Annotated in this window: 12 protein-coding genes; 6 read left to right on the top strand and 6 right to left on the bottom strand. The window is 54.8% G+C overall.

All coding sequences use genetic code 11. The features are described from left to right. Positions 1-127: 127 nt before the first annotated feature. A complete protein-coding gene (locus AC5Q5A_RS10565; RefSeq protein ID WP_493895239.1) occupies positions 128-838 on the bottom strand; it encodes a hypothetical protein in 711 nt (236 codons plus the stop codon). Between the two features lie 508 nt (positions 839-1346). Here AC5Q5A_RS10565 and groES point away from each other — a divergent pair. After that, the gene (gene groES / locus AC5Q5A_RS10570) at positions 1347-1634 is read left to right on the top strand and encodes a co-chaperone GroES (protein ID WP_008890518.1); all 288 of its coding nucleotides are present in this window, start codon (positions 1347-1349) and stop codon (positions 1632-1634) included. 59 nt (positions 1635-1693) lie between these two features. Beyond that, positions 1694-3349 carry a chaperonin GroEL gene (gene groL, locus AC5Q5A_RS10575; RefSeq protein WP_064790843.1) on the top strand — a complete coding sequence of 552 codons (1656 nt, stop codon included), beginning with the start codon at positions 1694-1696 and terminating at the stop codon, positions 3347-3349. Between the two features lie 125 nt (positions 3350-3474). Here the strand turns inward: groL and AC5Q5A_RS10580 are convergent, their stop codons facing one another. Then, positions 3475-4569, bottom strand: coding sequence for an NADH:flavin oxidoreductase/NADH oxidase (locus AC5Q5A_RS10580; RefSeq protein WP_493895240.1), 1095 nt, complete (start codon positions 4567-4569; stop codon positions 3475-3477). A gap of 309 nt (positions 4570-4878) precedes the next feature. Here AC5Q5A_RS10580 and AC5Q5A_RS10585 point away from each other — a divergent pair, with 309 nt between their 5' ends. Next, positions 4879-5382 (top strand): Hsp20/alpha crystallin family protein, encoded by a 504-nt coding sequence (locus AC5Q5A_RS10585; RefSeq protein WP_493895241.1) that lies wholly within the window; start codon positions 4879-4881, stop codon positions 5380-5382. Positions 5383-5472: 90 nt separating this feature from the next. Here the strand turns inward: AC5Q5A_RS10585 and AC5Q5A_RS10590 are convergent, their stop codons facing one another. Further along, positions 5473-6594, bottom strand: coding sequence for a PLP-dependent cysteine synthase family protein (locus AC5Q5A_RS10590; RefSeq protein WP_493895242.1), 1122 nt, complete (start codon positions 6592-6594; stop codon positions 5473-5475). Positions 6595-6825: 231 nt separating this feature from the next. On the opposite strand from AC5Q5A_RS10590, the gene fliN reads away from it, so the two are divergent. Further along, on the top strand, positions 6826-7128 hold the full coding sequence (gene fliN, locus AC5Q5A_RS10595; RefSeq protein WP_040823589.1) for a flagellar motor switch protein FliN: 303 nt from the start codon (positions 6826-6828) through the stop codon (positions 7126-7128). Positions 7129-7307: 179 nt separating this feature from the next. Continuing rightward, on the top strand, positions 7308-9662 hold the full coding sequence (locus AC5Q5A_RS10600; protein WP_493895243.1) for a glucose/quinate/shikimate family membrane-bound PQQ-dependent dehydrogenase: 2355 nt from the start codon (positions 7308-7310) through the stop codon (positions 9660-9662). Between the two features lie 79 nt (positions 9663-9741). On the opposite strand, the gene AC5Q5A_RS10605 is transcribed toward AC5Q5A_RS10600, so the two are convergent. The 3 genes from AC5Q5A_RS10605 to AC5Q5A_RS10615 form a co-directional block, all read right to left on the bottom strand. Next, complete coding sequence (locus AC5Q5A_RS10605) at positions 9742-10509, bottom strand: tetratricopeptide repeat protein (protein ID WP_493895244.1); 768 nt, start codon at positions 10507-10509, stop codon at positions 9742-9744. 12 nt (positions 10510-10521) lie between these two features. After that, positions 10522-10878 (bottom strand): DUF2794 domain-containing protein, encoded by a 357-nt coding sequence (locus tag AC5Q5A_RS10610; protein ID WP_008890526.1) that lies wholly within the window; start codon positions 10876-10878, stop codon positions 10522-10524. Between the two features lie 125 nt (positions 10879-11003). Further along, entirely contained in the window at positions 11004-11429 is a 426-nt protein-coding gene (locus AC5Q5A_RS10615; RefSeq protein WP_008890527.1) for a hypothetical protein, read from the bottom strand. 495 nt (positions 11430-11924) lie between these two features. Between AC5Q5A_RS10615 and AC5Q5A_RS10620 the strand changes: the two genes are divergently transcribed. Further along, entirely contained in the window at positions 11925-12575 is a 651-nt protein-coding gene (locus tag AC5Q5A_RS10620) for a tetratricopeptide repeat protein (protein ID WP_120226194.1), read from the top strand. Positions 12576-12602: the final 27 nt, after the last annotated feature.

Below are 12602 nucleotides of genomic sequence, written 5' to 3' on the forward strand. Positions count from 1 at the left end.
TTAATTCGTCCAGACTATGGATAGCAGAAGCTTGGCCTTCGTGCATATGCGCATTTTTATAAAATTCTTAGCGTGGCAATTGAATGGGCGGTCGGCTTTATCAAGGTTGCGGCACCCGTCGTTGCGATTATTGATTCTGGGCCTTGCGAAATGGATCCGTTTGCGCGACGAGGGCAGAGAACTTTTTCATGAAGGGGGCGAATTCCGCGCCGAGATAATGATAAAGCGGCAAGACCGAAATCGTCTCCTCGATTACCGGTGCTGGTGTGTTGCCCAGAATGCCCTGTGTCAGCATGTCGTCGATATTGCTATCTGCTGACAGAAGACGCGTGATGCGGCCTTCGGCATAGGCTTGGTGTTTTTCCGTATTATACATCATTGGCATGTGCGTAATGCCGGTTTTGACCGTATCCGCATGGACGTACTTTTCCTGCCATATCACGCCGAGCGTAAAGGCAATCGGCGTTGACGGATCTTGATCGTTCGGATTGCGCCAAAGCCGGTTTGCGATCTCAAGCAGGGCAAGGGATGATCTTACAAACGCGCGGGAATAGTTCTTTTCGGCCGGGATTGCCCTGTATAACTCGCCATCCACGAGGCCTTGGTTGAAATGCAAAAGTCCGCGACGCCCCGGTAGTTTGACGGCCTGAAGCGGGCAGCCGAGATCCGCATAGAGTTTCTGCAAGATCACAATCGACTTCTGCGACATCGGGTCATTTTCGACATAGGCGATCTTTTTGGGGCATTCGACATCAGCCTCATCGGCCCAAGCATAAGTGCTGATTGTTTGCGAAGAAAACAAACCGACAAGGGCAAAAAACAGAAAAACGGGCGCCATCAGCTCTTGTCGTTTATCTGAAGGCCCGGACGGCAGGGCCGATGAATTTTTACTGCACGACATTTTTTGTCATCCGGGTGTTTGCGCGGTCATTGGATGTTGTTTGCGTTCTTTGGCTGGAGCTTAGACGTGAAGTCCGCTTTTTCATAGGTGTTTGAAACAGGCATCTTCGTCACCTGAACCGGATCTGCCAAACAGCCCTTTGACAAAAGCAAGTGTGACAGCCCGATATATATTCTTCTGCGGCGTGGTGTCGGGGCTTGTTTCCGCGGCATGAAAATGTTTTGATCAGCCCGCTTTAAAACGGGGGCGGATTTTTGCTGCGTCCCGGATGCGGAAATCGCCAAAAATCGTGACATTTCTGCGTCTTTTTACATCTCCCTATTGACTTTGAACTGGTACTCCAATAAATGCTGTTAGCACTCGCCGGGGGTGAGTGCTAATACGGGCTCATCCCGGTTAGTCTTAGTTATTAACGAGCCTTAGCTTAAACACGGAGTTGTCTAAAATGAAGTTCCGTCCGCTGCATGATCGAGTACTGGTACGTCGTGTCGAATCCGACACCAAAACTGCCGGTGGCATCATTATTCCGGATACCGCCAAAGAAAAACCGCAGGAAGGCGAAGTCATCGCTGTTGGTTCTGGCGTTCGCAAAGAAGATGGCTCGGTCGTAGCCCTCGACGTCAAAGCAGGTGACAAAGTCCTGTTTGGTAAATGGTCGGGCACCGAAGTCAAGGTCGACGGCGAAGAGCTGTTGATCATGAAAGAATCCGACATCATGGGCATCATGGACTAAGTCAGCCCGTTTGGGTGATTTGTCCACGTTCATCCGTCTCATAGAGAGGAAAGAATATTATGGCTGCTAAAGAAGTAAAATTCTCCACTGACGCACGCGCCAAAATGCTGCGCGGTGTCGACATCCTGGCAGATGCTGTCAAGGTGACCCTCGGCCCGAAAGGTCGTAACGTTGTTATCGAAAAGTCCTTTGGCGCACCGCGCGTGACCAAGGACGGTGTTTCGGTCGCCAAAGAAATCGAACTGACCGACAAGTTCGAAAACATGGGCGCACAGATGGTTCGCGAAGTCGCGTCGAAAACCGCCGATCTGGCTGGTGACGGCACCACGACCGCAACCGTTCTGGCACAGGCCATCGTTCGTGAAGGCAACAAGTCTGTTGCTGCCGGCATGAACCCGATGGACCTGAAGCGCGGTATCGACCTTGCGACCACCAAAGTGATCGAATCCATCCAGAGCCGTGCACGTAAAGTTGCCGGTCGCGATGAGATCGCACAGGTTGGTAACATTTCTGCTAACGGTGACCGTGAAGTCGGCGACATGATCGCAGAAGCCATGGAAAAAGTTGGCAACGAAGGCGTTATCACCGTTGAGGAAGCCAAAGGCCTGCACACCGAACTCGACGTTGTCGAAGGCATGCAGTTCGACCGTGGTTACCTGTCTCCGTACTTCGTAACCAACCCGGAGAAAATGGTCGCAGAAATGGATGCTCCGTACATCCTGCTGTTCGACAAGAAAATCTCCTCGCTTCAGCCGATCCTTCCGCTGCTTGAGTCGGTTGTTCAGTCCGGCAAGCCGCTTCTGATCATTGCTGAAGACATCGAAGGCGAAGCACTGGCAACCCTGGTTGTCAACAAGCTGCGCGGTGGTCTGAAAATCGCTGCTGTTAAAGCACCGGGCTTCGGCGACCGTCGTAAAGCCATGCTCGAAGACATCGCCATCCTTACCGGTGGTCAGGTTGTCTCCGAAGATCTCGGCATCAAGCTGGAAAGCGTCACCCTCGATATGCTCGGTACCGCGAAATCGGTTACCATCACCAAAGAAGAAACCACCATCATTGATGGTGCCGGTGAGAAAGCACAGATCGAAGCACGCGTTGGCCAGATCCGCGCCCAGATCGAAGAAACCACCTCTGACTACGATCGTGAAAAACTGCAGGAACGTCTCGCGAAACTCGCAGGCGGCGTTGCAGTGATCAAAATCGGTGGCGCTTCGGAAATCGAAGTGAAAGAACGCAAAGACCGCGTTGACGATGCCCTGCACGCGACCCGCGCTGCTGTTGAAGAAGGCATTGTTGCTGGTGGTGGTACGGCTCTGCTGTACTCTGTCAAAGCCCTCGAAGGCCTTGAAGGTGAAAACCACGACCAGACCATCGGTGTTGACATCGTTCGCCGTGCCCTGCAGGCACCGGTTCGCCAGATCGCACAGAACGCTGGCGTAGACGGCGCTGTTGTTGCTGGCAAACTGCTTGAGCAGGACGACGTAGAGTTCGGTTATGACGCTCAGAAGGGCGAATACACCAACCTCGTCAAAGCTGGCATCATCGACCCGGCCAAAGTTGTTCGTACTGCTCTGCAGGACGCAGCATCGGTCGCTGGTCTGCTGATCACCACCGAATGCATGATCGCCGAGAAAGCCGAAGACAAACCGGCTGGCGGTGCGCCTGACATGGGCGGCATGGGTGGTATGGGCGGCATGGGTGGCATGGGCTTCTAAGCCTTACCCAACCGACCTATCGCATAAGGGAAGGGGCTCGCCATTGGCGGGCCCCTTTTCTTTGTCTAAACGGCAATAAAAAAGAGCCCGCAGACTGGCGGGCTCTTTGATGAATTCAAAAGGTGTCAGCCAAACAACTTTTTAAGCGTTCTGGGCTGACAGCGCAGATATTGCGGAGCGGCCTTGACCTCGGCGCCCAGCGTTGCGGCGGCATGCCACGGCCAGCGCGGGTCATACAGAATGCCGCGCGCAAGGGCGATGGCGTCGGCCTGCCCGGTAAAGGTGATGGCTTCTGCTTGTTCGGCTTCGGTGATCAGGCCGACCGCAATTGTGGTCATGCCGGTCTCGGCCTTGATGCGGGCGGCAAACGGGACCTGATAATTGGGGCCGAGTGGGATTTGCTGATCGATATGAAGGCCGCCTGACGAAACGTCGATAAAATCACATCGGCGGTCCTTGAGGAGTTTGGCAAGCGCGACGCTTTGATCAATATCCCAGCCGCCTTCGACCCAGTCGGTTGCCGAAATACGGATGCCGAGCGGATAGTCCGTGCCAACGGCCTTGCGGATGGCGTCATAGATTTCGATCACGATGCGGGTGCGGTTTTCAAACGAGCCGCCATATTCATCGTCACGCTTGTTGGCATGCGGGGACAGGAATTGATGGAGCAAATAGCCATGCGCGCCATGAATTTCAATCGCATCAAAACCTAACCGGACAGACCGTTCAGCCGCCTCGACAAAGGCCTGAATGACGTCTGCAATGCGCGATTTTGTCATTGCCTCGGGGATTGGATCGCCGTCACGGAACGGCACGGCAGAGGGGGCTGAGACCTGCCAGCCATTTTCATGGTCCGGGGAAAGGGCATGGCCCCCGTGCCACGGTTTTTCACACGATGCCTTTCGCCCGGCATGGGCCAGCTGAACCGCAATCGGCATGTCGGAATGGCTGCGCACAGCTTTAAGCGTTTTCCCAAGTGCTGCCTCGGTTTCGTCATCCCACAGGCCGACATCGCCATAGGTAATGCGTCCTTCGGGTTCGACAGCGGTGGCTTCGATAATCAGAAGACCGGCACCCGATTGCGCCAGATTGCCCAGATGCATGTCATGCCAATGGGTGACCTTGCCGTTATCGGCGGAATACTGGCACATCGGTGCAATGATAATGCGATTATCAAGGGATAGCTTGCCCAGTAAAAGCGGGGTGAAAAGAGTGCTCATATGCGTTCCTTTAACTCGGACGGTGGCGCGCGGGCGCCAATCAATGGGATCAAGCTAATCCGGCGGCGGGGTGGGCGCCAGTGTCATGTTGGATTTTTCCAGGGAATGGAATGCCAGAAGGGACTTGTCCAAGCAGCCGATCAGAAAAAATCAAAAATTCGCAAAAAAATGCATCGACCCACTTGCAGAAATTTTCACCCGATCTATCTCAAGATTGGAAAGGGGCATGGTGCCCCGATGCGCGTCAAGGTTGCAGCCTGGTCTGGACTGATGGCGCAAGAATACTCGTCTGTAATGGAGGGTACTACAATGACTGGTCTTCAGACTCTTAATGGATCCCGTCGTCCGTCTTTTGCACCGACTTACGGTGATCCTTTCACTCTTATTTCCCGTGACGTTGACCGCATGATCGGTTCGATCTTTGGTCACCGTGCAGCCCCGTCGGCACAGGTATCTTCCGAAGAAGGCGAAGCGGCCCAACCGTTGCTGAGCCCGCGGATCGACATCTATGACGGCGAAGATCACTTTGAACTTTCCGCCGAACTTCCGGGCGTTGAACAGGATGATGTCAATGTCGAAGTGCTTGACGGTGTTCTGACCATCACCGGCGAGAAGAAATTCAGCCGTGAAAGCAAGGATGGCGCCCATGTTGTCGAGCGCAGCTATGGCAGCTTCAAGCGGTCATTCCGCCTGAATGACACCATTGATGCCGACAATATTACCGCATCCTTCAAGAACGGTGTTCTGTTGCTTACTCTTCCAAAGGTAGCAGAACAGAAGCCCGAACCGCGCAAGATTGCGGTGACCGGCTAAGGACTGTCTCTCCTCCCTGAGAAGCTTCCCCTGATAAGACTGACGGGCGGTTTAACCGCCCGTCTTTTTTTGTTCGCAGATTGGTGAGGCTTAGGTCGCCGAACGCCCGGCATAGCCGCTGCAATGATCAAGCGGCATGTCAAAGAGGCCTGTTTCATCAAAGCGGTCGAGTGCATCTGTCCACGGGGTCAGGTCAATATTCTGTGCCTTGAGCCAGTCGGGATTGTAATAGGTATCGCAATAGCGATCCCCGCCGTCACAAAGCAAGGTCACGACCGACCCGGTTTGACCGGCTTTCTTCATTTCCGAGATCAGCGACAGGGTCGCGATCAGGTTGGTGCCCGTCGATCCGCCGCAGCGCCGACCAAGATGCTTTTTCAGGTAATAAAGTGCGGCAAAGCTTGCTGCGTCGGGGATGCGATACATGCGGTCAACCACCGTCGGGTTAAAGCTTGGTTCGACACGCGGGCGACCGATGCCTTCAACGCGCGATCCCTTGCTGTTGGTGACCGAACAATCGCCGGTTTCATACCCATCATAGAAAACCGAGTTTTCCGGGTCGGCCACACAAAGCTCGCAGCCCTGACCAAGGCTTCGGCCATAACGGATATAGCGCCCGATGGTCGATGACGTGCCGCCCGTCCCGGCGCCAACAATGATCCAGCGTGGAATGGGGTGGGGTTCGCGTTTGAGCTGATCAAAGATGCTTTCGGCGATGTTGTTGTTGCCGCGCCAGTCGGTCGCGCGTTCTGCATAGGTGAACTGGTCCATGTAATGGCCGCCCAGTTCGCGTGCCAGACGTTGCGATTCCTCATAAATCTGGCCGCTGTGATCGACCAAGTGGCTTTCGCCGCCATAAAAGGCGATTTGATCGATTTTCTGCTGTGATGTGGATTTCGGCATCACCGCAATAAAGCGCAGGCCAAGAAGGCGGGCGAAATAGGCCTCTGACACGGCGGTCGAACCACTTGATGCCTCGATGATCGGGGTGTCCTTGTTGATCCAGCCATTGCACAGCCCATAGAGAAACAGCGAACGCGCCAGACGATGTTTGAGGCTGCCGGACGGATGGGTCGACTCATCTTTAAGGTAAAGCCCAATGTCACCAAGCTTTGGCAAATCAAGGCGGATCAGATGGGTATCGGCAGACCGGTTGAAATCGGCTTCAATCGTGCTGATGGCATCGGCCACCCATTGGCGGTCATAAGGCATGAAACATCCTGACGTCTGGTTGGATCACTTTGGGCCAAGTTTGGCCCGGAATCGTCATCTGTTTAGGGCAATATAATACAAAAAACGACAGTAAAATTGTGCCGATACATTTTCGGAACTGATCGGCAATCGTCGATTTTATCAGATTGGGCTTGCTAACACTTTTTTCAAAGCTCACCTTTAAGATACAAGCTTCACGATTCTTTCGATTTGACGGGATGGCGCGAAATCATGGCTGACGACGATAAGGACCCGTTTAGCGTACGTATGGGGGCCTCCGACATTGGGGCGGCCTATGACGTGCCTGTGCGTGTGTCGACGGTGATTGGCAAAAGCCAGATCCAGGTCGCGCAATTGATGCGCCTGACCCGTGGTGCCGTGCTTGAGCTGGACCGCCGCGTGGGGGAGCCGGTTGATATCTACGTCAACAACCGTCTGGTAGCCCGTGGGGAACTGGTTGTCGTCGACGAAAATCTGGGTGTGACGATTACCGAGGTTGTCAAAAGCGGCATGGTCATCGAAACCCACCACTAATTCCGAACGCACCGCAATCAACGCATCCCACCGGCTCATGGCTGACGGTGGGATTTTTTTGTCCTCGGTGGAACTTGCAAGGTTTTCAGGCGTTTGTGGATAAACCCCTTTGAAGACTCAAGTTCCGGTCCACTGTCTTTGATGACGGTTGGCGACCTCATTTAGCCGAGGGTTACACCATGATTAATCTAGTGACATCAGGCCTTCTGGCTTTGATCGGTCTTGCACTTTCTGTTGGCGGTGCATGGCTGATTGCGGTCGGCGGGAGCTTCTATTACGCGCTTGCCGGGTTGGCCTTCCTGTTTGCAAGCTTTCTGGCCTTTTCACGCAAGCCCGTTCTGTTGCCGTTTTATGGCGCGTTTACACTGGCAAGTCTGGTCTGGGCTGTGTGGGAGGTCGGGTTTGACTGGTGGCAACTGGCACCGCGCGGCGGGCTGATCATTGTTGTCGGGCTTTGGCTGATGACGCCTGTTTTCCGCAAGACCCTGATCCGGGCGTCGCAGGATGAGGACGGCGCAAGCGAGAATACGACACCGGTTCGGTCCTTTGTGCTTGAAGGCAGCGTCGTTATCGCCGTGATCGTTGCGGTCTATTCGATGATGAACAATCCCAATGCAATTGAGGGCACCCTGCCGACGGGCACTGTTGTCGAAAACCCGCAATATGGCGGGTCTGTGCCCCATGGCGATTGGCATCATTATGGCCGGACGACCTATGGGCAACGCTATTCACCGCTTGATCAGATCAATACCGATAATGTTGCATCGCTTGAACAGGCCTGGGTTTATCAGACCGGTGATCTGAAACGCGAAAGTGACGTTCCTGAGACCACCTATCAGGTCACACCGCTTAAGGTCGGCGAGACGCTTTATCTTTGCACGCCACACAGTTGGGCGATTGCGATTGATGCCAAAACCGGACAGGAAAAGTGGAAATTTGATCCGGGTATTCCGCAAAATCCGGACCGTCAGCATCAGACATGCCGGGGTGTGACCTATTACAAGGATGCGGCCACCAACGAAACCGGTCCCTGCACCGAACGTGTGTTCCTGCCGACATCCGATGCGCGCCTGATCGCCCTGGATGCGGCAACGGGTGAAATCTGCCCGTCATTCGGGGATGAGGGTACCGTGCACCTGGAAACCAACATGCCCTACAATCCGGCGGGCTATTATTATTCAACGTCGCCGCCGGTGGCCGCAGATGGCAAGATCATCATCGGCGGGGCGGTGAATGACAACTATTCCACCAAGTCGCAGTCGGGCGTTATTCGGGCCTATGACATCAATACCGGCGAGCTGATCTGGAACTGGGATTCCGGCAATCCGGAACAAACCGAACCGATCCCCGATGATCAGACCTATACCGCCAACTCGCCCAACAGCTGGTCGGTTTCCAGTGCGGACGAGGCGCTTGGCATGATCTATGTGCCGTTGGGCAACAAGGTCCCTGATCAGTTGGGCATGAACCGCGATGAAAATGTGGAAACCTATTCTTCGTCGATCGTGGCACTTAGCCTTGAAACTGGTCAGGTCCAGTGGGTGCGCCAGACGGTGTATCATGACCTGTGGGATATGGATGTGCCGGCACAGCCAGCCCTGCTTGATATCACCAACGCCGATGGGGAAACCGTTCCGGCGCTGGTCGGGCCGACCAAACAGGGCGATATCTATGTTCTGGACCGCCGCACCGGTGAGCCGATCATTCCGGTGACCGAGGTGCCCGCACCCGGTGGTGCAATCCCCGAGGATCATACCGCCCCGACCCAGCCGGTCTCAGACCTGACCTTCATGCCAGAACCGCTTACTGGTAAGGACATGTGGGGCATTACCCTGTTTGATCAGATGGCGTGCCGTATCGCGTTCCATCTGCTGAAATACGAGGGTCGCTATACGCCGCCGTCTCTGGAAGGGACGCTGGTGTATCCCGGCAACTTCGGGACATTTAACTGGGGCAGTGTTGCGGTTGATCCGGAACGCCAGATCATGTTTGGCATGCCGACCTATCTTGCCTTTACCTCGCGCCTGATCCCGAGGGCGGAGGTGCCACCCCGTGGCAGTGAAAAGGCCAGTGAAATGGGGATTAACCGGAACGAAGGTGCGCCTTATGCGGTTGAAATGGGACCGTTCCTGTCGCCGCTTGGCATTCCGTGTCAGGCCCCGCCATGGGGATATGTTGCCGGTGCCGATCTGCGCACGGGCGAGATTGCCTATATGCATAAAAACGGCACGGTCGAAGACATGACCCCGTTGCCGTTGCCATTCGAACTTGGTGTGCCGGGCATTGGTGGCCCGATCCTGACCAAGGGTGGTGTGGCGTTCCTTGGGGCGGCGGTTGATAACTATTTCCGTGCCTATGACGCCACCACCGGCGAGAAGATTTGGGAAACCCGTCTTCCGGCCGGTGGTCAATCAACGCCGATGACCTATGAAACCGATGACGGGACGCAATATGTGCTGATCGTCGCCGGTGGTCATGGATCGATTGGCACCAAGCCGGGCGATTATGTGATTGCCTATAAGCTTGCCGAGTAAGACCGGCCAAAACAGACCTTAAAGCGCACGGGCACCTGAAAGAAATCAGGTGTTCGTGGCGTATTTGGCGCTTGCAAATTTATCCGGTCGCATCAAGGGCAAGGCGTTTTTCAACCCGTTGAATTTCCTCTGGACGGAGCCTTGGTTCCAGCGCGTCCAGTGCGGTCTGCGGGTCTAGTGGTTCTGCCTCGTTGGCACCTTCGGGAAAGGTGATCGGGCCGCGTGCCGCACGCCTTAGCCAGTAATAGGCATCGGCATAATTCTGTTTCACGCCCCAGCCACGTTCAAGCAAGGCACCGAACATGAACTGTGCGGCGTGCATGTTTTCGTTCGCGGCAATTTCAAAGTAATGGGCGGCCTCGACAAAGTTCTGTCGCACACCGCGGCCATGGAAATATTGCGCGCCGATCATATAGGCGGCATTGGCGTTGTGCGGATCAATGCGCAGTGCGCGCTTGAAGTATTTCGTGGCCTGAAAATGGTCGTAGGGCAGGCCAAATCCGTTGAAATGCATCAGGCCAAGATAATAGGTCGCCCCGCCATGGTTGGTCTTTGCAGCCTTGCCAAACCACTCGGCCGCCATTTCGTATTCGGGTGCCCCCAGATCACCGCGGAAATACAGCAGACCCAGCGCATATTGCGCATACGGGTCGTTTTCCTGTGCTGCCAGATGCCAGAAGGACTGCGCGCGCACGTAATCCCCAGCCTGATAGGCGTAATAGCCTGTCTGATATTCCTTGCTCATGCCTGCTGTGTGGCCCGCTGTTGGCAACAGCAGGCAGGCCAGCACGGCAAGCGCGAATAAGGGGCGTCGGCCCGAAGGGCTGGCCGATGAGGGGCTGGTCACGTGTGGGAACCGTCAGGAGTTTGTTTTAAACAGGGGCACGACCTTGCGGGCGCGTTTTTCGATGGCTTCAAGCACATTGACGATTTCAGCGCTTTGTTTGATGCGCTCACCGCTATGCAGGGCAACATATTGTCCGGCATTTTTGTGCTCGTTACCGAGCTTGATGACCGTGAAAAGAGGGGTTTCGTGGGTTGAACGGAAAATCGAAAACATCGCCATCCCGTCCAGATGATCAATGGCATAATCCTTCCAGGCGCCGCTGGCAACCTGTCGGGAATATGTATTCATGAGTTTCATCAGTTCAGCCCGGTCAAAATGAACAAAGCTTTTGGCTTTGCGGTATTTGGCCAAATCGAACAATGTTCCCATGTGGTACTCCGGCAGCGTGTGTTCGGGGTTGTCCTTTGCCACAACGGGAAAATGACAACCTGATGACACGGTAGCGCGGATTGACCGATGCCTCAAGTTTCAATGGATGAAAAACAGACCGGATTTTAGAGGCTGCGCGAACGGGTTGGTGGCCAATCAACGGTTTGCGATCCGGTGTTATAGGGATCCGGTGTGCGATAGCAGCTGACCGCCGCAAGCGAGCGATAGCAATAAAGCGGCGGTTCCGGCACCGGTTCCTTTTTGCAATAGGATTTGCCGTCAATCTTGCGGATGGTCGAGCAATCCTGACCGGTCGATAGCGAAACCGCATGGTCAATCAGGGTTTTGTCGGAATTGATGATGCTGACCACGTCAAAGGCAATATACCATTCCCCACCGGTAAACAGACTGGTGCCGACAACATCGGACATCGTTGTTCCACAGCCCGATACAGTGGACCCCATCAAGGCAGCAAACAGCCCGGCAAGGATACGCTGTCGGATAAGGCGCCGTTTTGCGGGCTTGGTATGTGCAGTCTCGCGACGTTTCATTGTGGTCTCCGTCCGCTCACCGGGCAAATATGACCGATGACAAGTTCAAATCTGTTCCCTTGGCATTTACCAAAGCAAGCCCTGTGCCGAACTGTGTCCTTGCCCCTGATAAAACGACATGTGGCACTGATCGTGGGCGTTTTCAGCCCTGTGTATCACCGTCAAAAAGCATCCGGGTGCGGTGATGGTGGCGTTCAAACATTTCAAAGCCGTTTAAAACCGGCGATGTCGTGGGGAAAATGTGTGTCTGGCAGGCAATTCTTTCCCGTTGGGTTCCTGTGCCCGAATTGGGCCACATGGCGCTGATATCAGCCATGAAACGGTTATTGTGATCCCGCTTAATCCGAGGGCGGGGCAAAATAATCGTCGGAATAACCGGAATGGTGTCGAGCAGACTTGACCCTGTACCCGCTGGCGCGTTAAATCCTTGCCAGAAATTTTTCAGATAAGCGGGCAGGTTGCCCGCTTTATTGTGACCGGATTGGAGCCGTTTTCGTGGTTGATATTTTCCAGGAAGTCGAAGAAGACCTTAAGCGTGAACGCAGCGAAGAGCTGTGGCGCAAATACGGGAAATACGTGATCGGCGTTGCAGCGGCCATCGTGCTGGGTGTTGCCGGTCGTGAAGGCTGGAAAACCTATGAAACCAGCACCAGTATCGAAAACGGAACCCGTCTTGCCAATGCCGTAGAACTGGCACAGGACAGCGCAACCGACGAAGACGCCGCATTGGCCGCCCTTGATGCGATCATTGCTGATGGCAATGCCGATTTTGTCGCGCTTGGTCATTTCCAGAAGGCAGCGGTTTACCTTCGCGCGGACGCAACGCCGTCTGCAATCAGCGAACTCGAAGCGATTGCCGGAAATTCCGACATTGATCAGGTTTATCGCGATCTTGCGGTGGTTCAGATCGCAATGAACAGTGCCAGTGCCGAAAACGCACAGGACCTGATCGCGCGTCTTGAGCCGATCGCAGTGCCCGAGAATGCGTGGTACTACTCTGCACGTGAAATGATTGCACTTCTGCATATCGCGGGTGGTGAGGTCGAAGCCGCCAAACCGCTTCTGACCGAGATTGCTGACGATAACAGTGCGCCGGCCGGAATGCGCGCACGGGCAAGTGAAATTCTCAAGGCTGTTGGTGCCTGAGGTTCTTCGGGCATCAATGGGTCGCAA

The organism is Thalassospira sp. CA1 (genome assembly GCF_059052855.1).

Coding starts and splice junctions, on each gene's coding strand:
- AC5Q5A_RS10565 (WP_493895239.1), bottom strand. CDS start 838: ATGGCGCCCGTTTTTCTGTTTTTTGCCCTTGTCGGTTTGTTTTCTTCG.
- groES (WP_008890518.1), top strand. CDS start 1,347: ATGAAGTTCCGTCCGCTGCATGATCGAGTACTGGTACGTCGTGTCGAA.
- groL (WP_064790843.1), top strand. CDS start 1,694: ATGGCTGCTAAAGAAGTAAAATTCTCCACTGACGCACGCGCCAAAATG.
- AC5Q5A_RS10580 (WP_493895240.1), bottom strand. CDS start 4,569: ATGAGCACTCTTTTCACCCCGCTTTTACTGGGCAAGCTATCCCTTGAT.
- AC5Q5A_RS10585 (WP_493895241.1), top strand. CDS start 4,879: ATGACTGGTCTTCAGACTCTTAATGGATCCCGTCGTCCGTCTTTTGCA.
- AC5Q5A_RS10590 (WP_493895242.1), bottom strand. CDS start 6,594: ATGCCTTATGACCGCCAATGGGTGGCCGATGCCATCAGCACGATTGAA.
- fliN (WP_040823589.1), top strand. CDS start 6,826: ATGGCTGACGACGATAAGGACCCGTTTAGCGTACGTATGGGGGCCTCC.
- AC5Q5A_RS10600 (WP_493895243.1), top strand. CDS start 7,308: ATGATTAATCTAGTGACATCAGGCCTTCTGGCTTTGATCGGTCTTGCA.
- AC5Q5A_RS10610 (WP_008890526.1), bottom strand. CDS start 10,878: ATGGGAACATTGTTCGATTTGGCCAAATACCGCAAAGCCAAAAGCTTT.
- AC5Q5A_RS10615 (WP_008890527.1), bottom strand. CDS start 11,429: ATGAAACGTCGCGAGACTGCACATACCAAGCCCGCAAAACGGCGCCTT.